Annotated in this window: 17 protein-coding genes and 1 pseudogene; 15 read left to right on the top strand and 3 right to left on the bottom strand. The window is 73.2% G+C overall.

Going from position 1 to position 24,422, the window contains the following annotated elements:
* Positions 1–42: 42 nt before the first annotated feature.
* Positions 43–579, bottom strand: a complete 537-nt coding sequence (locus ABZX96_RS20560; protein WP_274915681.1) for an HNH endonuclease — start codon at positions 577–579, stop codon at positions 43–45.
* A 295-nt stretch (positions 580–874) separates the two neighbouring features.
* Between ABZX96_RS20560 and ABZX96_RS20565 the strand changes: the two genes are divergently transcribed.
* The 8 genes from ABZX96_RS20565 (at position 875) to ABZX96_RS20600 (ending at position 9,567) form a co-directional block, all read left to right on the top strand.
* Positions 875–1,963 (top strand): mechanosensitive ion channel domain-containing protein, encoded by a 1,089-nt coding sequence (locus ABZX96_RS20565; protein ID WP_355546490.1) that lies wholly within the window; start codon positions 875–877, stop codon positions 1,961–1,963.
* Positions 1,964–2,593: 630 nt separating this feature from the next.
* Positions 2,594–3,730 (top strand): ROK family transcriptional regulator, encoded by a 1,137-nt coding sequence (locus tag ABZX96_RS20570; RefSeq protein WP_355546492.1) that lies wholly within the window; start codon positions 2,594–2,596, stop codon positions 3,728–3,730.
* Entirely contained in the window at positions 3,708–4,085 is a 378-nt protein-coding gene (locus ABZX96_RS20575; RefSeq protein ID WP_355546382.1) for a hypothetical protein, read from the top strand. Before ABZX96_RS20570 ends, ABZX96_RS20575 begins: the two co-directional genes overlap by 23 nt.
* Positions 4,086–4,097: 12 nt before the next feature.
* Positions 4,098–5,438: an ABC transporter substrate-binding protein gene (locus ABZX96_RS20580; RefSeq protein ID WP_355546384.1), complete on the top strand. Its 1,341-nt coding sequence runs from the start codon at positions 4,098–4,100 to the stop codon at positions 5,436–5,438.
* 13 nt (positions 5,439–5,451) lie between these two features.
* Positions 5,452–6,420, top strand: a complete 969-nt coding sequence (locus ABZX96_RS20585) for a sugar ABC transporter permease (protein WP_355546386.1) — start codon at positions 5,452–5,454, stop codon at positions 6,418–6,420.
* Between the two features lie 5 nt (positions 6,421–6,425).
* Positions 6,426–7,334 (top strand): carbohydrate ABC transporter permease, encoded by a 909-nt coding sequence (locus ABZX96_RS20590; protein ID WP_355546388.1) that lies wholly within the window; start codon positions 6,426–6,428, stop codon positions 7,332–7,334.
* Between the two features lie 5 nt (positions 7,335–7,339).
* Positions 7,340–8,593: a 6-phospho-beta-glucosidase gene (locus tag ABZX96_RS20595; RefSeq protein ID WP_355546390.1), complete on the top strand. Its 1,254-nt coding sequence runs from the start codon at positions 7,340–7,342 to the stop codon at positions 8,591–8,593.
* Positions 8,584–9,567 (top strand): BadF/BadG/BcrA/BcrD ATPase family protein, encoded by a 984-nt coding sequence (locus tag ABZX96_RS20600; protein WP_355546392.1) that lies wholly within the window; start codon positions 8,584–8,586, stop codon positions 9,565–9,567. Before ABZX96_RS20595 ends, ABZX96_RS20600 begins: the two co-directional genes overlap by 10 nt.
* Positions 9,568–9,701: 134 nt before the next feature.
* On the opposite strand, the gene ABZX96_RS20605 is transcribed toward ABZX96_RS20600, so the two are convergent.
* Positions 9,702–10,358, bottom strand: a complete 657-nt coding sequence (locus ABZX96_RS20605; protein WP_355546394.1) for an FCD domain-containing protein — start codon at positions 10,356–10,358, stop codon at positions 9,702–9,704.
* Between the two features lie 519 nt (positions 10,359–10,877).
* Between ABZX96_RS20605 and ABZX96_RS20610 the strand changes: the two genes are divergently transcribed.
* The gene (locus ABZX96_RS20610; RefSeq protein WP_355546396.1) at positions 10,878–12,254 is read left to right on the top strand and encodes a hypothetical protein; all 1,377 of its coding nucleotides are present in this window, start codon (positions 10,878–10,880) and stop codon (positions 12,252–12,254) included.
* A 25-nt stretch (positions 12,255–12,279) separates the two neighbouring features.
* Here ABZX96_RS20610 and ABZX96_RS20615 read toward each other — a convergent pair whose 3' ends face one another.
* Positions 12,280–12,447, bottom strand: a complete 168-nt coding sequence (locus tag ABZX96_RS20615) for a hypothetical protein (RefSeq protein WP_355546502.1) — start codon at positions 12,445–12,447, stop codon at positions 12,280–12,282.
* Here ABZX96_RS20615 and ABZX96_RS20620 point away from each other — a divergent pair.
* From ABZX96_RS20620 to ABZX96_RS20645, 6 genes and pseudogenes are all read left to right on the top strand, one after another.
* On the top strand, positions 12,437–13,402 hold the full coding sequence (locus tag ABZX96_RS20620; protein ID WP_355546494.1) for a glutamate ABC transporter substrate-binding protein: 966 nt from the start codon (positions 12,437–12,439) through the stop codon (positions 13,400–13,402). The genes ABZX96_RS20615 and ABZX96_RS20620 overlap by 11 nt on opposite strands.
* Positions 13,403–13,559: 157 nt before the next feature.
* Positions 13,560–14,873: pseudogene (locus ABZX96_RS20625) on the top strand (hypothetical protein); the annotation flags it as partial.
* A 249-nt stretch (positions 14,874–15,122) separates the two neighbouring features.
* Entirely contained in the window at positions 15,123–18,299 is a 3,177-nt protein-coding gene (locus tag ABZX96_RS20630) for a tetratricopeptide repeat protein (RefSeq protein WP_355546398.1), read from the top strand.
* A 928-nt stretch (positions 18,300–19,227) separates the two neighbouring features.
* Positions 19,228–20,583 carry a protein phosphatase 2C domain-containing protein gene (locus tag ABZX96_RS20635; protein ID WP_355546400.1) on the top strand — a complete coding sequence of 452 codons (1,356 nt, stop codon included), beginning with the start codon at positions 19,228–19,230 and terminating at the stop codon, positions 20,581–20,583.
* Between the two features lie 280 nt (positions 20,584–20,863).
* Positions 20,864–22,237, top strand: coding sequence for a VWA domain-containing protein (locus ABZX96_RS20640; RefSeq protein WP_355546402.1), 1,374 nt, complete (start codon positions 20,864–20,866; stop codon positions 22,235–22,237).
* 1,504 nt (positions 22,238–23,741) lie between these two features.
* Positions 23,742–24,374: an FHA domain-containing protein gene (locus tag ABZX96_RS20645; RefSeq protein ID WP_355546404.1), complete on the top strand. Its 633-nt coding sequence runs from the start codon at positions 23,742–23,744 to the stop codon at positions 24,372–24,374.
* Positions 24,375–24,422 lie beyond the last annotated feature (48 nt).

A 24,422-nucleotide genomic window follows, 5' to 3' on the forward strand; every position in this document is an offset into this window, starting at 1 on the left:
CCGACCGGTCCGCACGCGCGCCACGGCAACTGAAAGGCCCGGTCACGCCGATACGGCGTCGATCCGGGCCAGGGCGTCATCCGCGCCGTACGGCTGCAGATATGGCAGCCAGCGCGGGTCCCTATGCCCCGTGCCGATGATCCGCCACGCCAGTCCTGACGGCGGGGCGGGCTGATGCCGCAGCCGCCAGCCGATCTCGGCGACGTGGCGGTCTGCCTTGACGTGATTGCAGCGGCGGCACGCGGCCACCACGTTCTCCCAGGTGTGCTGTCCGCCGCGACTGCGTGGAACGACGTGGTCGACGCTGGTTGCGACGCCACCGCAGTACATGCACCGTCCGCCGTCGCGGGCGAACAGGGCACGGCGGGTCAGGGGTACAGGACCGCGAAAGGGCACCCGCACGAACCGCTTGAGGCGGACCACACTGGGGGCGGGTATCACGCGGGTCGCACTGTGCATCAGGGCGCCGGACTCCTCAAGGCTCACGGCCTTTTCATTGAGTACGAGGATGAGCGCGCGGCGGAGCGGTACGACGCCGAGCGGCTCGTACGACGCGTTGAGGACCAGGACATGCGGCACGGGTGCCTCCTTGTACGCCGGCGGCGCGTGGCTCGCGCCGGGACGATCTCCCCACAGTGTCCCCCGGTGCCTGGTCGCGGCGCCACCACGACCGGGTAACGGGCCCGGGGTGTTTTCGACCACACCTCTTTACTTCCCTCCGTCCGGGCCCTTGTCCCTCGAACAGCGGCGCGGATCGCACCCGTTGCCCCGTTAGTGTGGATGGTCTGCCCGGAGCCCGGTCGTGTCCCGGGCCCCTTGCCTTACGGAGGTTCCCGCTGTGCCCTGGTCGACGTTCCCGGCCACCGCGTCACTCGTGTCCGCGACCGAGTCGTCCGGCCCCAGCTCGCTGGACGAAGCGACGGAGAAAGCCGGCGACGCCGCCGGCTGGATCCAGGAGAACTGGGCGAACTGGCTGGTCGCCGGTCTGCGGATCGTCCTGATCATCGTGATCGCGGTGGTGCTGCGCCATGTGATACGGCGCACGATCACCCGTCTCATCGGCCGCATGAACCGCGGCGCCGCCGCCCCCGGCTCGGCGCTGGGCGGCCTGCGCGTCAACGCCGAACGCCGCCGCCAGCGCTCGGAGGCCATCGGTTCCGTCCTCCGCAGCGTCGCGTCCTTCGTGATCCTGGGCACCGCCGCCCTGACGGTCCTGTCCGTCCTGAACATCAACCTCGCGCCGCTGCTCGCCAGCGCGGGCGTGGCCGGCGTGGCCATCGGCTTCGGCGCCCGCAACCTGGTGACCGACTTCCTCTCCGGTGTCTTCATGATCCTTGAGGACCAGTACGGCGTCGGCGACGAGATCGACGCGGGCGTGGCCACCGGCACCGTCATCGAGGTCGGCCTGCGCGTGACCAAGCTGCGCGGCGAGAACGGTGCCATCTGGTACATCCGCAACGGCGAGGTGAAACGCATCGGCAACCTCAGCCAGGGCTGGTCCACGGCCATGGTCGACGTCCAGATCGGCGCCGACCAGGACCTGGACCGGGCGCGCGAGGTCATCACCGCCGTCGGCCGCGAGATGTCCCAGGCCGAGCCGTGGAACGAGCAACTGTGGAAGCCCGTCGAGGTCCTGGGCCTGAACGAGGTCCACCTCGACTCCGTCACCATCGGCGTCTGCGCCAAGACCATGCCCGGCCAGGCCACCGCCGTCGAACGCGAACTCCGCTGGCGCATAAAGAAGGCCCTCGACGCCGAAGGCATCCGCCTCGGCCCCCGCCCCGCCGATACGGAGGACCCCGAACCGGCCCCCGACCCCACCGCCTCGGTCGCCGCCCCGTCGGCCCTGGCCAACCCGACCTCGCCGCAGTCCGTGGCGGCATCCCCGATCCCGCCGGCGCTCCCGGGCGCCTCTCCGGCACCGGGGGCGGGGAACGGGACGGGGCCGCGGTTGGGGAAGTAGGGCGGCGGCTCGGCCTTGTGACGGGGCCCGTCCTCCTGGTCCGGGACCGGGGAGGGCGGGCCTTCTGCCGCCTGGGGCCCGAAGCCGCGCCATCCCGCACCCGGTGGCGCCGAAAGGAGGGAGCTCGTCCTCCACTCTTCTGGTAGCGAGCGCCCCAGCCAACACCCGCTCTGATTCGTTGCGGTCACCGGGCTCCTACCTCAGACGTAGAACTCTTCGGCATCCACGTGCGCCGCGCGCCCAGTTCATGAGGAGTCCGTACACGTCGTCGGCTGCGAAGTAGCAACCCGACCAGTGCTGGTAGTCCCCGCACGCAGCCTCCTGCGCCAGAGGGCACCGTTGCGGAGTGACCCTTGGACTGGATCTCCCAGACATCGTCCGGTCGTCTTCGGCACCCCAAAAACCCGATCCCCCTCGACTGCCCCCGAGAAATGGATTGGACCAAACCATTGACGCCGCACTGACACGGCGCTTACCTTCCTGTTCACCGATTGGAAAGTTTCCTAACAGACCAATGACACGGCGTCCGGGCAGGCACCCGGCCGTGGTGTCGGGAGCAGGTGGGCGGGCGTCATGGGCGGAGGGCACGGAGTGCGGAACACTCCTGGCACGCCGCGGGTGTTGCGGGCCATGAACGACCGGGCGGCGCTCGACCTGCTCGTGGCGCAGGGGCCGCTGACCCGGACCCGGATCGGGGAGCTGACCGGGCTGTCGAAGCCGACCGCGTCGCAGTTGCTGGCCCGCCTGGAGGCCGCGGGGCTGGTGCGGACGACCGGGAACGTGACCGGGCGGCCGGGGCCCAACGCGCAGCTCTACGAGATCAATCCGCAGGTCGGGCACGTTGCCGCGCTCGCCGTTGACCAGGGCGGGATCAGTGCCGTGGTCGCCGACATCACCGGGCGGGTGCTCGGCGAGAGCCGGGTCGGGACGGACGCGGTGGAGGCCGACACGCCGAACCGGACCGCGCGGCTGGTGGCCGGGGCCGTGGACGGCGCGCTGGACGAGGCCGGGCTCACGCGTGAGGACCTGCACGGCGCGGTGATCGGCACGCCCGGCGCGCTCGACCCGCAGACCGGGCTGCTGCGGTACGCGCCCCACCTCCCGGGGTGGCAGTCGCGCGCGCTGAAGGACGAGTTGGCGGCCGAGCTCGGCGTGCCGATCGTCATCGAGAACGACGTCAACCTGGCGGCCGTCGCCGAACAGCACGACGGTGCCGCGCAGGGGGTCGAGGACTTCGTCCTGGTGTGGGTCGACGAGGGCGTCGGCGCCGCCATCGTGCTGGGCGGCCGGCTGCTGCGCGGGGCCACCGGGGGCGCCGGCGAGATCGGCTACATGCCGCTGCCGGGGGCACCGCTGTCCCGGGGCGGCGACCTCAGTGCGGCGCGGCCCGATGGCGGCGGTGGGTTCCAGCGGCTCGTCGGGTCGCCGAACGTGGTCGAGCTGGCGTGGGACTACGGGCTGCCGCAGGCCCGTACGGTCGCGGAGGCGCTGGCCCGGCCCGCGGTGCGGGCGGAGGTCGCGCGCCGGCTGGCGACCGGCCTGGCGGCCGTGGTCGCCGTCGTGGACCCGCGGCTGGTGGTGCTGTCGGGCGAGGTCGCCCAGGCCGGCGGGGAGGAGCTGCGGGTGCTGGTGGAGGAGGAGTTCACCGGGCTCGCGCTGCCGCGGCCCCAGCTGCGGATCAGCGACCTCGACGGCAATCCGATCCTGACCGGCGCCCTGCGCGTGGCGCTCGCCGAGGCGCGCGATGCCCTCTTCGATACGGCTTGAGGCCGCCGGGCGGGCGGCGGGTGCCTCGGAGGGCGTGTCTCTGTCGGGTGGCGCCTTCGGGCCTGAGAGTGGTGGCGCGGCGGTGGTCGGGACCTCGTCCGCGTCCACGTCCCTCGTAACGAACGCCGCCTCGTCCGCGTCCGCTGTGACGGCTGGTGACGCGGCGGCCGTCGGGGACTCGTTCGCGTCCCTGGTGACGAACGGCGCCTCGTACGGCCGACAAGTCCGCGGCGCGGTGGTCGGCGGCACCTCGTACGCGTACGCCCCCGCCTACACGCCCCACCCCTTATTACGCCCCGCGCTCCCCCGCTCCTGCTCTCCCCCATCCCCCCTTCCGGAATTCCTCCTGCCATAAAGGAAGTGCGCCATGCCGCGAACCCGCATGCGCCGATATGTGGCCGCCGTGCTCGTCGGTGCCGGCCTGCTCGCGTCGGGCTGTGCCAACCCGAGTGTCGGCTCCGACCGCGATGATCCGACGAAACCCGTGACGCTGAAGTTCTGGCACGGGTGGTCGGCGGACGGTGAGGTCAAGGCGATCAACGACAGCATCGAACGTTTCGAGGACCTGCACCCGAACATCAAGGTCGAGGCGACCGGGAACGTCAGCGACGCGACGATGAACCAGGCGCTGCGGGCGGGGGGTGACGAGGCGCCGGACGTGGTGTCGTCCTTCACCACCAACAACGTGGGGCAGTACTGCTCTTCGGGGATGTGGGTGGACCTCGACCCGTTCATGAAGCGGACGGGGATGGTCAAGGAGAAGGTGTTCCCGAAGACGCTGCTGGATTACACGCGGTACAAGGGGACGCAGTGCGCCCTGCCGCTGCTCGCGGACGCGTTCGGGATGTATTACAACAAGGACGCGTTCGAGGAGGCGGGGATATCCCGGCCGCCGCGGACGATGTCCGAGTTGAAGCGGGACGCGGCCAAGCTGACGAAGCGGAAGAAGAACGGGGATCTGGAGCGGGCCGGTTTCATGCCGAACTTCCGGCTGTACCAGAACAGCCCGGACCGTTTTTTCGCGCAGTGGGGGCCGGAGTACTTCGACGCGAAGGGGAAGTCCCGGTTGGCGAAGGAGCCGGCCGTCAAGGATTTCTACCGGACGACGGGCGAGCTGGTGCGGTCGCAGGGCGGGTTCGACGCGCTGGAGAAGCTGCGGGCGTCGTTCGGGGACGAGATGTCCTCGCAGAACGGATTCCTGACCGGGAAGCTCGCGATGCACCTGGACGGGGAATGGCGCGGGCTGATGCTGAACGACGCCAAGGCGAAGTTCGCGTGGGGCACGGCGCCGCTGCCGGTGCCGGACGACCGGGCGGATACGTACGGGCGGGGCTTCCTGACCGGCACCGTGGCGGGCATCGCGCACAGCAGTAAGCACCAGAACGCCGCGTGGGAACTCGTCCGCTTCCTGACGGCGGACACCGATCAGGTGGTGCGGTTCGCCAATGCCATCCACAACATTCCGTCGACGTACGCGGCGTTGAAGTCGCCGAAGCTGGACGCCGATCCGACGTTCCGTTCCTTCCTCGACATCATGGCGAACGAGCACAGTACGGCGCTGCCTCCTTCCACCAATGGCGGGCAGTACGTCGTGTCCTTCATGGACTTCTCGTATTCCGTCGAGGCCGGGAAAGTCCGGGACATCGACAAGGGCCTTCGTGAACTCGACGCCCAGATAAACGCCGACACCCTCCAGGCCGAGAACTGACGGAGCGACCGCCATGTCCCTCACCACCGCCGACAAGGCGACCATCGCGCCGGAGTTGCGGCGCAAACACCTCCGCGAGCGGCTGCGCACGCTCGGTTTCCTCTCCCCCTGGCTGGTCGGCTTCTCGGTCTTCTTCGCCTATCCGCTGCTGGCCACCGTCTATTTCTCGTTCGTGCACTACAACCAGATCAAGCCGCCGGAATTCGTCGGGCTGCGGAACTGGAAGTACGTCTTCACGCAGATGCCGCTGTTCGGCCCGGCGTTGTGGAACACGCTGTGGCTGGTCGTGGTGATGGTGGCGCTGCGGGTGGTCTTCGGGTTGGGTGTCGGCCTGCTCGTCACGAAGATCAAGTCGGGGGTCGGGTTCTTCCGCACGGCCTTCTACCTGCCGTATCTGGCGCCGCCGGTGGCCGCGACCGTCGCGTTCGTCTTCCTGCTGAACCCGGCGACCGGTCCGGTCAACGAGATCCTGGGCGCGGTCGGCATCGACGCGCCGACCTGGTTCAACGACCCCGCGTGGGCCAAACCGTCGCTGGTGCTGCTGTCCCTGTGGGGCATCGGCGACCTGATGGTCATCTTCATGGCGGCGCTGCTGGACGTGCCCAAGGAGCAGTACGAGGCCGCGCAGCTGGACGGGGCCGGGGCGTGGGCCCGGTTCCGGTACGTCACCTGGCCGTCGATCACGCCGATCGTGCTGTTCGCGGTGGTCACCGGGGTCGTGCAGACGATGCAGTACTACACGCAGGCACTGGTGGCCGGAAAGCTGGCATCCGGGGTCTCGATCGGTCCCGGTTCGGTCATCCAGCCGGGCTATCCCGATCACTCCACGATCACGGTGCCGCAGCTCGTGTACTCGCTCGGCTTCCAGAACTTCAACACCGGCGCCGCGTGCGTGCTCTCGCTCGTGCTCTTCGCCATCGCCATGGCCGTCACCACCCTGCTGATGCGCAAGCGCGCGGGCCTGCTCCAGGCGGAGGACTGATCGACATGACCACCACCACCCTGACCGCGCCGGGCTCCGCCCCATCCCGTACGGGGCGCCGCGGCGCACCGGCCACCGCCCGCGCCCGGCGCAAGCGCGTCCTGCACTGGATCGCGGTGCATTCCGTCGCGATCGCCGCCGCGCTGTTCTTCGTCCTGCCGTTCGTGTTCGTTTTTCTCACGTCGGTGATGAACGACGATCAGGCGATGAGCGGCGAGTTGTGGCCGCATGAATGGAACTGGTCGAACTACGCCAAGGTTTTCGAGACGCCGGGCTTCCTGGACTGGTGGCGCAACTCGCTGATGTACGCGCTGCTGGGCACGCTGTTCACCGTCGGGTCGGCCATCCCGGTGGCGTACGCGCTGGCGAAGTTCCGCTTCCGCGGGCGGCGTACGGCGATGCTGCTGGTGATCTCGACGATGATGCTGCCGCCGCAGGTCATCGTGATCCCGATGTACCTGGTGTGGGCGCAGCAGCTGCACCTGTCCGGGTCGCTGTGGCCGCTGATCATCCCGATGGCCTTCGGTGACGCGTACTCGATCTTCCTGCTGCGGCAGTTCCTGCTGACGATCCCGAAGGAGTACATCGAGTCGGCGAAGGTCGACGGCTGCGGCGAGGTCCGCACGCTGCTGAAGATCATCGTGCCGATGGCCAAGCCCGGCATCGCCGCCGTCTCGCTCTTCCAGTTCTTCTACTGCTGGAACGACTACTTCGGCCCGCAGATCTACGCCGCTCAGAATCCGGCCGCCTGGACGTTGTCGTACGGACTCGAATCGTTCAAGAGCGCGCACAACGTGAACTGGAACCTGACCATGGCCGCGACTCTTCTGATCATGGCCCCGGTCATCATCATCTTCTTCTTCGCACAGAAGGCCTTCGTGGAAGGCGTCACCCTCACCGGAGTAAAGGGCTGATTCCCGTGAAGCTCGCAGTGGTCGGCGGAGGCTCGACCTACACCCCCGAACTCATCGACGGCTTCGCACGGCTGCGGGACGACCTGCCGCTGACGGAGCTGGTCCTGATCGACCCGGCCGCGGACCGGCTGGAGCTGATCGGCGGCCTGGCCCGGCGGATCTTCGCCAAGCAGGGCCACCCGGGACGCATCACCTGGACCGACGACCTGGACGCCGGCGTGGACGGCGCGGACGCGGTGCTGCTCCAGCTCCGCGTCGGCGGGCAGGCCGCCCGCAACCAGGACGAGACCTGGCCGCTGGAGTGCGGCTGCGTCGGCCAGGAGACCACCGGCGCGGGCGGCCTGGCCAAGGCGCTGCGCACCGTCCCCGTCGTGCTGGACATCGCCGAGCGCGTCCGGCGGCGCAACCCGGACGCCTGGATCGTGGACTTCACCAACCCGGTCGGCATCGTCACCCGCGCCCTGCTCACGCACGGGCACAAGGCGGTCGGACTGTGCAACGTCGCGATCGGATTCCAGCGCAAGTTCGCCAGACTGCTGGACGTCACGCCGGACCAGGTGGAGCTGGAGCACGTCGGACTGAACCACCTCACCTGGGAGCGGGCGGTCCGCGTCGACGGCGAGGACATGCTGCCCAAGCTGCTCGCCGAGCACGCCGACGCCATCGCCGAGGACCTGCACATGCCGCGCTCCCTGGTGGAGCGGCTGGGCGTCGTCCCCTCGTACTACCTGCGGTACTACTACCAGCACGACGAGGTCGTGCGGGAGCTGAAGAGCAAGCCGTCGCGCGCCGCCGAGGTCGCCGCGATCGAGAAGCAGCTCCTGGACATGTACGGCGACCCGGCGCTGGACGAGAAGCCGGAGCTGCTGGGCAAGCGCGGCGGCGCCTTCTACTCCGAGGCCGCCGTGGCTCTGACCTCCTCCCTGCTGCGCGACACCGGCGACATCCAGGTGGTCAACACGCTGAACAACGGCACGCTGCCGTTCCTGCCGGACGACGCGGTCATCGAGGTCCCGGCGGCGGTCGGCGCGCACGGCCCGCGCCCGGTGCCCGTGCGCCCGCTGGAGCCGCTGTACGCCGGTTTGGTCGCAGGCGTCACCGCATACGAGCACCTGGCGCTGGACGCGGCGCTCAAGGGCGGCCGGGACCGGGTCTTCGAGGCCCTGCTCGCCCACCCCCTCATCGGCCAGATCGCCTACGCGGACCGGCTCACCGACGACCTGATCGCGCACAACCGGGAGCACCTCACGTGGGCCTGACCGGCACCTCGCTCGCCATCGACGCGGGCAACAGCAAGACGGACGTGGCCCTGGTGGGCGCGGACGGAACGGTGCTCGCCACCGCCCGCGGCGGCGGCTTCCAGCCGCCCGTCGTGGGCACCGCGCGGGCCGTGGACGGCGTGGCGCCCCTGATCGCGTCGGTCCTGGCCACGGCCGGGACCGACGGCCCGGTGGACCACGTGTCGGCCTTCCTGGCCAACGCCGACCTGCCGCCGGAAGAGGACGCCCTCACGGCGGAGATCGCCTCCCGGGGGTGGGCCCGGACGGTGACCGTCCGCAACGACACCTTCGCCCTGCTGCGCGCCGGAGTGCCGGACACCGGCGACCCCGTAGGCGTCGCGGTGGTGTGCGGCGCGGGCATCAACTGCGCCGGCCTCGGCCACGGCGGACGCACCGCCCGCTTCCCCTCCATCGGCCGGATATCCGGCGACTGGGGCGGCGGCGGGCACCTCGCCGAAGAGGCCGTGTGGTGGGCGGCGCGCGCGGACGACGGCCGCGGCGAGCCGAGCGCCCTGGCGGAGGCGATCCCGGCGCACTTCGGGGTGTCCGGGATGCCGGAGCTCATCGAGGCGTTCCATCTCGGCCGCCTCTCCTTCGAGGAGCGCCGTCACGAGCTGACCCCCGTCCTGTTCGCCGTCGCGGCGGACGGGGACCCGGTGGCCCGCGCCCTCGTGCGGCGGCAGGCGGAGGAGGTGGCGGTGCTGGCCACGGTCGCGCTCGGCCGGCTGGACCTGCTGTCCGAGCCGGTCCCCGTCGTGCTGGGGGGCGGGGTCCTGGCCGCGCAGCACCCTCTTCTGCACGACCGGGTCCTTCAGCTCCTCGCCGAACGCGCGCCGAAGGCGATCCCGCACGTGGTGACCGCGCCGCCGGTTCTGGGGGCGGCGCTGGACGCCCTGGACCGGGCGGGGGCGGGGGCGGGGGCTTACGAGAGGTTGCGGAGGGCGTTTGGGTGAAGGGGGCTCCTGGCGGGGATGCCGGGGCTCGCGCCTTCGAAGGGCGTGAGCTTTCGGCCCCCGCCGCGCGGGCCGCTCAGGCGGTGGCGGACAGGTCCCAGACCGTCCGGTGGCGCCCTCGCTCGTTCTCCCGCTCACTCCTCCAGCGGCAGCGCCAAGTCCCGTACGTGCCCCGCGAGCAGCGCCACCGCGGCGTCCACCGCCGCCTGCGGGTCCTGGGCGCGGATGGCGTCGGTGAGGCGGGTGTGCGGGTCGGCGGTGGTGGGGGTCGGGAGCGGGCAGGCGGCGCGGCGGAGTTCGGCGCGCAGGGCGGTGCTGAGGGAGCGGTAGATGTCGGCGAGCACCGGGTTGGCGCTCGCCTCGGCGACCAGGACGTGGAAGTCGGCGTCGGCGGCGGTGAACGCGTCGGGGTCGCCGGCGGCGAGCGCCGCCCCGCGCCGGGCGAGCGCGGAGTCGATCGCGGCGAGTTGTTCGTCCGTGCGGTGTTTGGCGGCCTGGCGGGCGGCGACCACGTCCAGGCCCTGGCGGACCTGGGTGACATGGGTGAGTTCGGCGCGTTCCAGGCGGCGGCGGAGCGCGACCGCGCTGTCGTCGACGGAGATCACGAACGTGCCGTCGCCCTGCCGGGTCTCCAGCAGGCCCGCGTGCACCAGGGACCGTACGGCCTCGCGGACCGTGGCCCGGCTCAGTCCCAGCGCCTCGGACAGGGCGCTCTCGGAGGGGATGCGGCTGCCGACAGGCCAGGAGCCGTCGAGGACGTGGCCGCGGATCTCGTCGGTCGCGGACTCCACCAGCGACACCCTGCCCTTGCGGACGGCCCGCACTCGATCACTCCGCTCCGCCTCGCCCGCCCCGCGCGCGGTACCGGCCGGGACCGGCGCCGCTTCCGCGCCTCGACGGGATGCACATGACCTCGGCAACTGTAGTGGGGGCCGTTGATCGGCCGCATGGGGGTGGTGTTGACGGGCGATGTCGACGGGCGGTGCTCAGGCAGGCGTCGGGGCGCGGGGCGTCGTCGGGGCCGTGGGCACGAAGGCGTCATCGGGGCGGCGGACGGGAGGCGTTCGTGCGGGTCTCGCAAACGACCGGCCTCCGCGTGCCCGGCCGCCCGACGCGGCGGACGCCCCACCCCGCCCCACGCAAATGACCACCGGTATCGGCCCGTTGCCCACATGATCCGGTCAGGATCGGTGTGCTTGTCAGTGCCTGCCGCCATACTGCTGTTGACCGTGCACCTGTTCCCGTGGGCGTACGTACGCCGCGCGGGGCGGGTCCGCTGTCGAGGGTCCGCGGATTCAGGGGGAGGTTCCGTGTCCTACGCACCGACCGGCAAGGCCCCGCCTCCGGCCGTCCGCCGCACGGCCTGGGCCGAGGGGGCGGAGCGGCTGCGGGCCGCGGCCACGACCGAGCCCGGTCGGCTGCGGGCGATCGGGGCGGTGCTGGCCGCGCTGGTGGTGGCGTTCGGGGCGGTGACGGCCTGGCAGGTGTCCGAGCGCGCGGCGGCGGCGCGGGACGTGGTGGAGCACAGCCAGCCGCTGAGCGCGGACGCCGCGGACATCTACCGCTCGCTGGCCGACGCCGACACCACCGCGACCAGCGGTTTCCTGGCCGGGGCGAAGGAGACCCGGGCCACCCGCGAGCGCTATGAGGCCGACATCGCGCGGGCGTCCGAGCTGCTGGCGAGCGCCGCCGCCAACAGCACCGGTTCCGGCGCCGCGAGCCGCCGGATAGCCCGCATCAACAGCGAACTCCCCCGCTACACCGGCCTGGTGGAGACGGCCCGCGCCAACAACCGGCAGGGCCTGCCCCTGGGCGGCGCGTACCTGCGGTACGCCAACGAACGGATGCGTGGCCACCTGCTCCCCGCCGCCCGGGAGCTGTACGTCACCGAGACGGACCGGCTGAACGAGGACTACGCCGACGCCAAGTCCTGGCCCTGGGCCGCGCTCGGCACCGGCGTACTCGCCCTGGCCGCCCTGATATGGGCCCAGCGGCGCGACTACCGCCGGACCCACCGCGTCTTCAACCGGGGCCTGCTGGCCGCCACCACCGCCTCCGTCGTGGTCCTGCTGTGGCTGGCGACGGGGCACGCCGTCGCCCGCTCCGGCCTGGCGGATTCCTACGAGCACGGCGCGAAGTCCCTGCGCGTCCTCAACGAGGCGCGCATCGACTCCCTCCAGGCCCGCGGCGACGAGAACCTCACCCTCGTGGCACGCGGCGCGGTGCTCACCGCCGACCAGCAGGACTTCTACGAGGCCGGGTACCGCGCGGGCATGAAGAAGCTGGCGGGCCCGGGGCGGGGGCCGGCCGCGGTGGAGAGCGGGCTGGGCCGGGCGCTCGCGCTGGCGGACGACGAGGCGGGCCGCCGCCCCGTCCGGACGGCCCTGCTGCACGTCCGGGAGTGGCAGTCCCGGCACCGCGCGGCCCGTGCCGCCGACGACGCGGGCGACTACGAACGGGCGCTGGCGATGGTGATCGGCGGCGAGCGGCCCACCGGCGCCTCCTTCGACCGGGTGGACGCCGAGCTGCGCGAGGCGCTCGTCCACGAGCAGCGGGAGTTCCGGCGTGCGGCGGACGACGGGCGCGCCGCGCTGGACGGCCTGTCCATAGGCGCCGCGGTGCTGGCCGTGATCGCCGCCACCGGCGCCGTCCTGGGCATCGGCCGCAGGCTCGCGGAGTACCGGTGAGGCCGATGGAGCCGGGGAAGCGTCCTCAGACGCAGACGGGCGCGGCGGCGGCGAGCCCGTGCCATGGGGGTTCGGGCAGCCCGCGCCAAGGGGGTTCGGGGGAACGACGTGAGGGGGGCATGAGGATGCGGGCGAGCCGGACGGCCGATCTGCGGGCCGCCTTGGGGCCGGTCGCGGCGGGGATGTGCGTCATGGCGGCGACCGCGGCCGTCCTCGTCCCCGTCCTGGTCCGGGAGCCGGGGACGAGGACGGGCGGGCCGGACCCGGCCGGGCGGGCGACGGCCTCCGCGGTGGACGCGGTGGAGCGGGGACGGAGCGGTCCGGCCTCCCCCGCCGCCGCGCCCTGCACCCCGGAGAACGCCGCCGAGAGCCTGCGGCCGTCGCCCGGCGCGGGCCCGGCGGTCAACCGCATCAAGGCCAAGGGCCAACTGGTCGTCGGCGTCGACCAGAACACCTACCGGTGGGGCTACCGCGACCCCGGCACCAACCGGCTGGAGGGGTTCGACATCGACCTGGCGCGGGCGATCGCCCGGGACATCCTCGGGCCGTCCCCGAAGGTCGTCTTCCTCGCCATCCCCACCAACCAGCGCATCCCGGCCCTCCAGAAGCGCAAGGTGGACATGGTCGTGCGCACCACCACGATCAACTGCGCGCGCAAGAAGCTGGTCGCCTTCTCCACCGCCTACTTCCTGGCCGGGCAGCAGGTGCTGGCCCCCAAGAACTCCCGGCTCGCGTTCGACGACTCCTTGAAGGGCAAGAAGGTCTGCACGGCCGCCGGCTCCACCGGGGAGGCGGAGCTGGCCCGGCGGCGGCACGGCGCCACGGTGGTGACGGTGCCCAACCAACTCGACTGCCTGGTACGCCTCCAACTCGGCCAGACCGACGCGGTGGTCACGGACAACGCGCTGGCCGCGGCCCAGGCGGCGCAGGACCCCACCGTCGAACTGAAGGGCTCCCCGTTCACCAAGGAGCCGTACGGCGTGGCGATGAACAGGGGTGACACCGACCTCGTCCGGCGGGTCAACAAGGTGTTGGACGACTACCGAAGGGGCGGGGCGGGCAGTCCGTGGATGACCGCGTACCGTACATGGCTCAAGGATGACTTGCCGGACATATCAGGGCCACCGACCCCCGAATACAGCGATTGATTCCCGCACCAAACCGGCCGATGGCGTAACTATGGAGAGAGCCGGCACCACCGACCCGGCCCGCCCGGACGGCCCGAAGGCCACCCCCGGGAGAGCCGCCGACGCAACCGCCGCACGCCGAACACGGCGCGGCACCCGCACTTTGGAGAGGTGATCGATGGGGGCCCCTGGACCCGTCCCCGGCTCTGCCGGCCGGCCCGACGCCCCGGTGATGAGCCGGGAGGAGGCGGACCGCGCCCTGCTGCGGCTGGGCGCCGAACACGAGGCGATCGAGACCTCCCTGCTGGCCCTGCAGGACCACGCGGGCCGCCGGCTCCTGGAGGGCGCCGAGCTGACCGGCATCACGAAGGACCGCTGGGCCACCACCGAACAGTCGATCGCCCTGCTGTGGGCGCACTTCGACGCCTACACGGAGGCGCTCGCCGCCGCCCGCGAGATCCGCGGACGCCGCCGCTGGCCCTCCCCCGACGAACTCGCCGAACTGACCGAACTGCTGCTCGGCAGCGGCGTGACGGTCTCCGGCGCGATGGCGAGCGACGCCGCCCACCGGACGGGCGGCCCGGTCCGGCTCAGCGAGCAGCTCAGCCTGGAGGAACTCGTCCAGCGGATGAACGACCTGTACGCGCGGGCGCTGGACGTCATCGTCGCCGCCGACACCGTGTGGTCCGCGCTGCCCGCCCGGATAGACCTGCTCGCCGCCGAACTGCGCCGCACCCGCTCGCTGGCCCACTCCGTGGGCGTACGCCCCGGCGAGCACCCGGCGGGCGACGACCTCGAACGGATCACCTACGAGCTCACCCAGTTGCGCGAGCACGTCGTCTCCGACCCGCTCGCCTTCTGGACCCCGGCCGCCGCCGGCAGCTCCGCGCCGGGCGGCGGCCGTCCGGACACCACCCGCTACGACCGCGCGGCCCTCGCCCTGGAGGACATCCGGCGCGAGGTGGAGGCGGTGCTGGACGTGCGGCAGGACGCCGAGCGGCGGCTGATGCAGCTCCGCGACGTGCTCTCCCGGGCGGACCGCACCCTCACCGAGGCGCGCCAGGCCCGCGGCGAGGTCCTGGCCAAGATCGCCGCGTCCGAGGTGCCCGCCGTCTCCGGCCCCTCGACGGCGCTGCACGAACAGCTCGCCACCGCCGCCGAATACCGCCGCCGCGCCCAGTGGCACCGCCTCTCCCCGCTGCTGGACAGTCTCGAACGGCGCGCCGAGGACGAGCTCGACCGGGCCCGCGCCTCCCTGACGGCGGTGACCGCGCCGCTGGCCGTACGCGCCGAACTGCGCGGCCGGCTCGACGCGTACCGCGCCAAGGTCACCCGGCACGGCATGGCCGAGGACCCGCTGCTCATCGAGCGGTACGACGCCGCCCGCCGGATGCTGTGGAGCGCGCCCTGCGACCTCCGGGCCGCCGAGCACGCGGTGCTGCGCTACCAGCAGGCGGCGGCGGAGGCACTCGTACCGGAGCAGTACGACGGGAGGGGCGGGGGCGCGTCCGATCCGTATGGCGGCGGGGCTGTCGGGGGGACTGCGCGTGGGGGCGCGGGCGGGCTTTCGTACGGGTACGGCGAGCGGGGCGCGTCCGGGCGGTACGACGGCCGGGGCGAGGACGCACCCGGGCGATACGACGGCAGGGGCGGAGACGCACCCGGGCGGTTCGACGGCCGGGACGTCCCGGGGCAGTACGACGGCAGGGGGAACGGGGACCATGGGCCGTAAGGGGACATCGTGACGGGCGGGCGGGCCGGCGCCGCGTGCGCGCGGCCGGGCTGCGGCGGACGGTACGAGGACGTGGGCGGCGGGGAGCTGTACTGCGATGCCTGCGGGCTGGCGCCGCCTGTTCGGGCGGAAGGCGCGGTGGGGGGTGGTGTCGGGGCCTGTGGTTCGGTCGGGGCCTGTGGTTCGATCGGGTCCGGGGGTGGCGCTGGGGCCGGGAGTGGCGTTGGGGCCAGTGGTTCCGCCGGGGTCAGCAGTTCCGCTGGGGCCGGTGGTTCGGTCGGGTCCGGTGGTGTCGTGGGGGTCAACGGTTCGGTCGGGTCCCACGAGCCCTCCGGGGCCGGTGGTTCCTCGCATCCCTCCGGGGCTCCCGGCTCCGCTGGTTCCGGGGCCCGGTCGGCCTCGTCCGGACGGGCCGCTTCCGGCTCACGGTCCCGTGCTCCCGCCGCCTCCGGGCGCTCGGCGTCGTCCAAAGAGTCCGCGGCGTCGCGGCGCTCGGCGTCGTCCAAGGGCTCCGCGTCCTCTCGGCGCTCGGCCTCCGGGCGGCTCTCCCGGTCGGTGTCCGGCACGTCCCCCCGGGCCACGCCCGTCTCGGTGCGCAGCTCCGGCCAGTCCGCGGGGTCCGGTACGGGCCGCGGGCGGCTGGGGGCGGGCCTGGTGCCGGTGCCGGAAGTGCCCCGGCCCGACCCAAGGACGGCGGTGCTGGAGAACCCCGAGGTGCCCGAGCGGCGGCGGTTCTGCAGCCGGGCCGACTGCGGGGCCCCGGTGGGCCGCTCGCGCGGGGACCGGCCCGGCCGCACGGAGGGGTTCTGCACCAAGTGCGGCCACCCGTACAGCTTCGTCCCCAAACTGCGGCCCGGCGACGTCGTGCACGGGCAGTACGAGGTCGTGGGCTGCCTGGCGCACGGTGGCCTGGGCTGGATCTACCTCGCGATCGACCGCGCCGTCGCCGACCGCTGGGTGGTGCTCAAGGGCCTGCTGGACACCGGGGACGAGGAAGCGCTGGCGGCGGCGGTGTCCGAGCGCCGTTTCCTCGCCGAGATCGAGCACGCCAACATCGTCGGCATCTACAACTTCGTCGAGCACCCCAATCCCGCGAGGGGCACCCTCGATGGCTACATCGTCATGGAGTACGTCGGCGGCAAGTCGCTCAAGGAGATCGCCAACGAGCGGCGCACCCCGGACGGCCGACGCGACCCGCTCCCGGTGGACCAGGCGTGCGCGTACGGCATCGAGGCGCTGGAGGCGCTGCACCACCTGCACAGCCGCAACCTCCTGTACTGCGACTTCAAGGTCGACAACGCCATCCAGCAGCAGGACCGGCTCAAGCTGATCGACATGGGCGCGGTCCGCCGGATGGACGACGAGGAGAGCGCGATCTACGGCACGGTCGGCTACCAGGCGCCCGAGGTCGCCGAGGTCGGCCCCTCCGTCGCCTCGGACCTCTACACGGTCGCGCGCACCCTGGCCGTCCTCACCTTCGACTTCCAGGGCTACACGACCACCTACGCGGACTCGCTCCCGGACCCGGACACCGTCGAGGTCTTCCGTACGTACGAGTCCTTCCACCGGCTCCTCGTCCGCGCCACCGACCCCGACCCGGCCCGCCGGTTCGCCTCCGCCGAGGAGATGGCGGAGCAGCTGACGGGGGTGCTGCGGGAGGTGGTGGCACTGCGGACGGGCGAGCCGCGCCCGGCGCTGTCCAAACTGTTCGGGCCGGAACTGCGGGTGGTGGACACCGAGGTGGTGGCCCGTTGGGAGGGGGACACGTCGCTGCTGGGGGCGCGGGCGGTCGCGCCGCGGCGACGTCGGGCTGGAGGCGGACCGGTTCCGGCAGCGGGCGGCGCGGGGTCGGCGGGCGGCTCCGGAACGGCGGCGGGCGGGTCGGCCGGGTCGGTCGGCGTGGGATCGGCGGGCGGCTCCGGAACGGCGGCGGGCGGGTCGGCCGGGTCGGTCGGCGCGGGGTCGGCGGGCGGCTCGGGAACGGCTGCCGCGGTGGTCGGCCCGGCGGCGGGTATCGGGGCGCCGGGAGGCGTCGGCGCCACCCAAGGCGCGATGGGCCCCGGCGCCCCGGGTGGGGTCGCGATGCCCTCCGGGGCCGGGACGGCGCAGGTCACCGGGCCCGATCCGGCCGCCCTCCCCGTCCAGGCGGCGTACGAGGTGACCCCCGCGACCGGCGGCACGGGGATGCCCGGCCCGCGACCGCCCGCCCCCGGTTCGCCCGCGCTCCGTCCCCTGGACACCGGCCTGACGGTGCTCGCCCTGCCCGTCCCCCGGGTGGACCCGGCCGATCCGGACGCCGGCTTCCTCGCCGCCCTGTCGGCCTCCGCCCCGGCGGAACTGCTCACGGCCCTGAAGGCGGCACCCGCCCACTCCCTGGAGACGCGGCTGCGCGGCCTGCGGGCCCGGCTGGAGATGGGCGACACGGCGACGGCCCAGGAGGAGCTGTCGGCCATCGAAGCCGCTCACCCGGAGGACTGGCGGGTGATCTGGTACCGCGGCCTGGTGGCCCTGACGCGCGGGGACCGGGCGACGGCGGCGCTGGCCTTCGACGCGGTCCACGACGCCTTCCCCGGGGAACCCGCGCCCAAGCTGGCGCTGGGCGTCTGCGCGGAGGCGCTGGGCGAGTTGGACGACGCGGCCGACTACTACCGCCTCGTGTGGACGACGGACCACAGCTACGTCAGCGCCGCCTTCGGACTCGCGCGGGTCCGGCTGGCGGCCGGTGACCGCGCGGGCGCCGTCGCCGCCCTGGAGTCCGTACCGGAATCCTCCATCCACTACACGGCGGCCCGGATCGCGGCGGTCCGCGCCCGGCTGCGCCGCCGCCCCGCCCGGGACGCGCTGCTGGACGACCTGCGGGCCGCCGCCGAACAGGTGGAACGGCTCGCCGAATCCGGCCTGGACGCGCAGCGACGCGAGAGGCTGGCGACCGAAGTACTGGGAACCGCGCTGGACTGGGTACTCTCCGGGAGCCAAGGCGCCCGGGAGCAGGGCGGAACGCGGTCGCCCGGCGGCCGGGGAAGCCCCGCCCGGCCGCTGCTGCTCGGCAGCGAGCTGGACGAACGCGGCCTGCGTTTCGGCCTGGAGCGGTCGTTCCGGCTGCTCGCGCGGCTGGCGCCGGGCGGTGAGGAAAGGATCGAGCTGGTGGAACGGGCCAACCGCTTCCGCCCCAGGACGTGGGTGTGACATGGGTGTGCGTGTGACCGGGGGCTCCCGGTGCCCGAGCTGCGACGAGCCGCTCGAAGCGGAGGACAACTTCTGCGGACTGTGCGGCGCCGCCCGGCCGGGTCCGGCGACGCCCGCGGCCGGGGAGCGTCCCACCGTCGCCCTCCGCCGCGGCCCCCGCCGCCGCGCCTTCGGCCCGTCACAGGGGGCGTCGGGGGCGTCGGGGGCTTCGGGGCCGTCAGGGGCTTCGGGGCATTCAGGCCATTCGGGGCCGTCGCATCCTTCGTCCCCGGCCTCCGCCCGTTCCGCTCCTTCCGCCCCTTCTGTCCCTGCGTCCGTCGCCCCACCTGTGTCCGTCGCCCCACCGGCGCACGCCGCCTCGCCCGCGCATGACGCTCCGCCCGCGCACGTCACCTCGTCCGCGCACGTCGCCTCGTCCTCGTATGCGGCGGCGCCTGCGTACCCGACGGAGCCCGAGTACGGGGACGCACCCGAGTACGCGGAAGCGCCCGAGTACTTGCTGGCTCCTCCCCACGCCCCGGCCACTCCCCCGGCCCCTGCGGCTTCTCCGTCCCCGGCGACTTCTCCGGCCCCTGCGGCATCTCCGTCCCCGGCGGCTCCTTCGTCCCCGACCGCCGTACCGACGGCGGGTGGCGTACCGGCAACGGCCGCCGCTCACCCCCCGGAATCCCCCGCTGCGGCACACGTCCCGCAACCACAGGCACCCCTGCATCCGCCGCACCCGCCACTGCCCGAGCACCCGCCGGGCACCGGCCACCCCACTCCGCCCGCCCCGCCCGGATACGCGCCGCCCCCGCCCCCTCCCGGATACGGCACCCCGTCCTCAGCCACGCCCGCCGAACCCCGCCACACGCGCACGGACCGGCCGCCCACCGGTACGCCGTACGCGCACGCCCCTCACACGGAAGCGCCACAGAACGCACCGCTCATGGACCCCGCGCACACGAACGCCCCGTACCCGACCGCCTCCCACGACCCCGGCGCCCCTCACGCCACCCCGCCGGGCACCTCATACCCCTCCGATCCGCGGCAGGGCGATCCCCTGGCAGCCGACCCCCGAGCGACCGCCCCCCGTGCGAACGAGCCCGGCACGACCGACCCGCGGGCCGCCGATCCGCGCATCGCCGGGTACGAGGGCATCACCGACACCGCACGCCCCACGGACGCCCACCACTCGGACGACCGTCCGGACGAAGCGCCCACCACGCCCTCAGGCCCGCACGTCCAAAGCCCTCCCGCACAGGACCCGTACGGACAGGAAACGCCCGCACAGGACCCGTACACGCAAGCCCCGCACTCCACCCCTCACCCGGCCCCCGCAAGCGACCCCCCGCCCCCGCCCACCCTCGACGACACCCCCACCGCCCAGCACACCGTCCCCGGCCCCACCGTCTGCGCCGCCTGCAGCACCGGCGTCATCGCCGAGGACGGCTACTGCGAGAACTGCGGCCACGCCCAGCCCCGCGTCCGCGACCACTTCGAACGCGAGCTGCCGGGCGTCGCGGCGGCCAGCGACCGGGGCCACCGGCACCACCGCAACGAGGACTTCTTCGCGGTCGCCGGCACGGCGCTGCCGGACGGCGCGCCGGCCGTGATCGCCGTGGTCTGCGACGGCGTCTCGTCCGCGGTCCGCCCGGACGACGCCTCGGCCGCCGCCTCCGAGGCCGCGAGCCGCTCGCTGCTCGCCGCGCTGCCTCAGGGCACGCACCCTCAGCAGGCCCTGCACGAGGCGATCGTCACCGCCGCCAAAGCGGTATCGGCCCTCGCCCACGAACCCCACCAGCCCCGGCAACACGATCCGCACCGGCACCAGAACGCTCCGGCCTGCACGTTCGTCGGCACGGTCGTCGGTGGCGGCCTGCTGACCGTCGGCTGGGTGGGCGACAGCCGCGCGTACTGGATCCCCGACGACCGCGGCGCGCCCGCCGCCCGCCTCACCGAGGACGACTCCTGGGCCGCCCAGATGGTGGCCAACCGCCTGATGTCGGAGGCGGAGGCGTACGCGGACGACCGCGCGCACGCCATCACGGGGTGGCTCGGCGCGGACGCGTACGAACTCGATCCGCACACCGCTTCCTTCGAACCGGACGGACCGGGTGTAGTGGTGGTGTGCACGGACGGGCTGTGGAACTACGCCGAGTCCGCGGCGCAGATGGCCGCCGCGGTGCCCGCCGACGCCCGGATCCGTCCGCTGCACGGCGCACGGACGTTGGTCCGCCACGCGCTGGACGGCGGGGGCCACGACAACGTGACCGTCGCGGTGGTGCCGTTCCCGGCGCGGTGACGGAACGTCCGGACGGCGGCCGTTCCCATACGGGGACGGCCGTGGATGGGTGGCGGCGGGGCGGACGCGGGGCTGCGGAGGCCCGTCGGACGCGGCTCCGTCCCGGCCCCCGGCCACACGGCCGTTCCCGTGCGGGGACGGCCGTCACCATGGCGCCCACCGGCACCGCCACCGGCACGATGGCCGGGGCACGGCCGAGATCCGAGCATGTTCGCGGGAGTTCCGCCCGTTCACGTTCATTTGTCGCTTTACCACCATGAAGCCTCAAGGAGCGGACCACATGGCCAACTTCGCCAAATCCCACGTGCCGCGGTTCTCGGCCGAGGTCTACCAGAACGAGTACCTCCCCGAGGGCGGCCGTGAGGTCAACGCCATCGTGACGGTCACCGCCACCGGGGGCGGGACGACCGGCGGGGTGCCGCTCTTCGCCGCCGGTACGGACGCGGCGACGACCGGTGGGATGCGGGACCCGGCCATCCCGGGGAACGCCGCCGTCATCGTCATGATCGACTGCTCCGGCTCCATGGACCAGCCGCCCACCAAGATGCGCAACGCGCGGGAGGCGACCGCCGCCGCGATCGACACCGTGCGGGACGGGGTGGCCTTCGCGGTGGTGGCCGGCACCCACCAGGCGGCCGAGGTCTATCCCGGAGGCGGCCGGCTGGCCGTCGCCGATCCGACCACCCGCTCGCAGGCCAAGGCCGCGCTGCGCAAGCTGACGGCGGGCGGCGGCACCGCCATCGGTACGTGGCTGCGGCTGGCCGACCGGCTGCTGTCCTCCGCCGACGTCGCCATCCGGCACGGCATCCTGCTCACCGACGGCCGCAACGAGCACGAGTCGGCGAAGGACCTGCGGGCCACGCTGGACGCCTGTGCCGGACGGTTCACCTGTGACGCCCGCGGTGTCGGCACGGACTGGGAGGTCAAGGAGGTCACCGGCATCGCGTCCGCCCTGCTGGGCAGCGCCGACATCGTCGCCGACCCCGACCACCTCGCCGAGGACTTCACGCGGATGATGGAGGCCGCGATGGGCAAGGAGGTGGCGGACGTCAGTCTGCGGCTGTGGACCCCTCAGAACGCGGAGGTCGTCTTCGTCAAGCAGGTCGCGCCCACGGTCGAGGACCTGACCGGCCGTCGCAGCCCGTCCGGACCGCGTTCCGGCGACTACCCGACCGGCTCCTGGGGGGACGAGTCCCGCGACTACCACATATGCGTCCGCGTGCCGGACGCGGGCGTGGGCCAGGAGATGCTGGCCGCCCGGGTCTCCCTGGTGCTCCCCGGCCCCGGCGGCGGTCCGGCGCAGACGCTCTCCCAGGGACTCGTACGGGCCGTGTGGACGGACGACATGGCGGTGTCCACGTCCATCAATCCGCAGGTCGCGCACTACACGGGGCAGGCCGAACTGGCACAGGCCATCCAGCAGGGACTGGACGCCCGCAAGTCGGGCGACCTCGACGGAGCCACGGCCAAGCTGGGACGTGCCGTGCAGTTGGCGAGCGCCTCGGGGAACGAGGACACTGCGAAACTGCTTTCGAAGGTGGTGGACGTCGTCGACGCGGCGACAGGTACTGTGCGACTGAAAGCGAAGGTCGCGGAAGCGGACGAGATGACACTCGAAACCCGGTCGACCAAGACCGTTCGCGTCAAGAAATAGCCACGCGGTACCCGCAGCGATGCGGGTACCGACAGCCACGCAATACCGACAGCGCAGTAACGATCATGCGGTACCGCGCGCAGTAACAAAAAGCAGTACCAAAGCAGTACAAGAGCAGTGCCAGAGCAGTAGCAAAGCAGTACCGAAGCAATCCTGAAGCAGTCCCGAGCAGTCCCGAGCAGTCCTGAAGCAGTCCCGAAGCAGCAAGACAATCAGCAACGCCGAACGTACTACCGATGCCCAACGGTACGGAGGGGGAAGAACCGACATGCCGACCTGCCCGAACGGCCACCAGTCGGTGGCCGAAGACTGGTGCGAGGTGTGCGGCCACCGTATGGCGGGCGCTGTTCCCCCGCCGCCCTCCCTCCCCCCGGGGTTCCTCAACACGCCGTCCAGCCAGCCCGCCGGGGGCCCGCCCCAAGGGCAGCCCGGTCCGCCGCCGCCTCCTCAGGGGGCTGCGCCGGGGACGCAGGGCGGGCCGGGCGGTGGGTACGGCTTCCCGCCGCCGCATCCGGGTCCGGGTGGGCCAGGTGGTCCCGGCGGTCCGGGTGGCTTCGGCGGGCCTGGGGGTCCGGGGCCGGGCATTCAGGGCGGACCGGGCGGACCGGGCCCGGGCGCTCAGGGTGGACCCGGTGCGCCCGGTGGCCCGGAGGGCTCCGCGCCCGAACTCTGCCCCCAGTGCCGCACCCCGCGTGAGGGCGTGGCCCCCTTCTGCGAAGAGTGCCGTTACAACTTCCTGACGCGTTCCGCGACCTCGTACGCCCCGCCGCCGCCCGCTCCGCAGGGCGCGCAGGGCGGCGGTTACGGCTTCCCGCCGCCGCAGCCCACGCAGGTGCAGCCGCCCGTGCCCCCGCAGCAGGGCCTGCCGCCCCAGCAGTACGAGTACCAGGCGTCCCGCCCCTCACAGGTGAACCGCCCGGCCGAGCCGCTCTCCCCCGAACCGTCACAGCCCGGCCCGCCGCCCAGCCTCACCGGCCCGGGCCCGGCCGGACAGCCGACGCCCCCTCAGGCGCCCCGGCGCACGGAGGGCGACGACTGGCCGTTGCCCCCGCCGAGCTCCGGCCCCGCGTCCCCTCAGGGCGCGCCGTCCATGGCTCCGCCGCCCGCTCCGCCGATGGGGCAGGGCGGGCCTGGGGGGCACGGTGGGCCTGGAGGTCAGGGCGGGCCGCCGATGGGTCAGGGAAGCCCCGGCGGTCAGGGCGGGCCTATGGGACCTGGTGGCCCGGGAGGGCCTGGCGCTCCCGGTGGTCCGAACGGTCCTGGTGGTCCGGGTGCGCCTGGTGGTCCGAACGGTCCCGGTGGTCCGGGTGGTCCGGGTGGTCCGGGCGGGCCCGGTGCTCCCGGTGGGCCCGGTGCTCCCGGTGGGCCCGGTGCTCCGGGTGGGCATGGTGGTCCCGGTGGTGGGTACGGCTTCCCGCCGCCGCAGCCTGGTCCGTACGAGCCCCAGCAGACCCCGCCGCCGCACCAGCCGCAGCAGCACACCCCGCCGCACCAGCAGCAGGGCATGCCGCAGCAAGCGCCTCCGTTCGAGCACCAGCGCCCCGCGCCGCCGCAGCAGCCGTTCCCTTACGAGCAGCAGCAGCCGCAGCAGCAAGGGTGGAACGGCGCTCCCGGTCCTGCCGGTGGTCCCGGCACGGGCCCCGGCGGTGCCCACGGTGCCGGTCAGGCCGGTCCCGGCGGCCAGGCTCCCGCGGGTGCCATGGCTCCGCCCGGCCCGGCTCCCGTCGTCGGGAACGGCTGGGTGGTGGCGATCACGGCCGACCGCGAGTACTTCACGGCGATGATGGGCCGCAGCGGCCCGGAAGCCGCCGGGCTGAACCTGCCCGCGTACTTCCCCGAGCAGCAACACCCGCTCGCCGGTCCCCAGATCTCCATCGGACGCCGCCGGCACAGCACCGGTGAGTCCCCGGACATCGACCTGGGCCGCCCGCCGGAGGACCCGGGCGTCTCGCACCAGCACGCCCTGCTGGTGCAGCAGCCCGACGGAAGCTGGGCCGTGGTCGACCAGAACTCGACCAACGGCACCACGGTCAACCTCGCCGAGGACCCGATCCAGCCGTACGTCCCGGTCCCCCTCCACGAGGGCGACCGCGTCCACGTCGGCGCCTGGACGACGTTGACGGTGCGCAGGGGCTGAGGGGCTGCTCAGGGGACTGAGGGGCTGAAGCACTCCGGACACGGACGA

It is taken from the genome of Streptomyces sp. NPDC003077 (genome assembly GCF_040611095.1).
Classification (GTDB): Bacteria; Actinomycetota; Actinomycetes; order Streptomycetales; family Streptomycetaceae; genus Streptomyces.

Excerpts from the sequence above, each read along its gene's own strand:
- ABZX96_RS20570 (WP_355546492.1), top strand. The coding sequence starts at position 2,594 with ATGAACGACCGGGCGGCGCTCGACCTGCTCGTGGCGCAGGGGCCGCTG.
- ABZX96_RS20575 (WP_355546382.1), top strand. The coding sequence starts at position 3,708 with ATGCCCTCTTCGATACGGCTTGAGGCCGCCGGGCGGGCGGCGGGTGCC.
- ABZX96_RS20580 (WP_355546384.1), top strand. The coding sequence starts at position 4,098 with ATGCCGCGAACCCGCATGCGCCGATATGTGGCCGCCGTGCTCGTCGGT.
- ABZX96_RS20585 (WP_355546386.1), top strand. The coding sequence starts at position 5,452 with ATGTCCCTCACCACCGCCGACAAGGCGACCATCGCGCCGGAGTTGCGG.
- ABZX96_RS20590 (WP_355546388.1), top strand. The coding sequence starts at position 6,426 with ATGACCACCACCACCCTGACCGCGCCGGGCTCCGCCCCATCCCGTACG.
- ABZX96_RS20620 (WP_355546494.1), top strand. The coding sequence starts at position 12,437 with ATGTGCGTCATGGCGGCGACCGCGGCCGTCCTCGTCCCCGTCCTGGTC.
- ABZX96_RS20615 (WP_355546502.1), bottom strand. The coding sequence starts at position 12,447 with ATGACGCACATCCCCGCCGCGACCGGCCCCAAGGCGGCCCGCAGATCG.
- ABZX96_RS20635 (WP_355546400.1), top strand. The coding sequence starts at position 19,228 with ATGGACCCCGCGCACACGAACGCCCCGTACCCGACCGCCTCCCACGAC.
- ABZX96_RS20640 (WP_355546402.1), top strand. The coding sequence starts at position 20,864 with ATGGCCAACTTCGCCAAATCCCACGTGCCGCGGTTCTCGGCCGAGGTC.
- ABZX96_RS20645 (WP_355546404.1), top strand. The coding sequence starts at position 23,742 with ATGCCGCAGCAAGCGCCTCCGTTCGAGCACCAGCGCCCCGCGCCGCCG.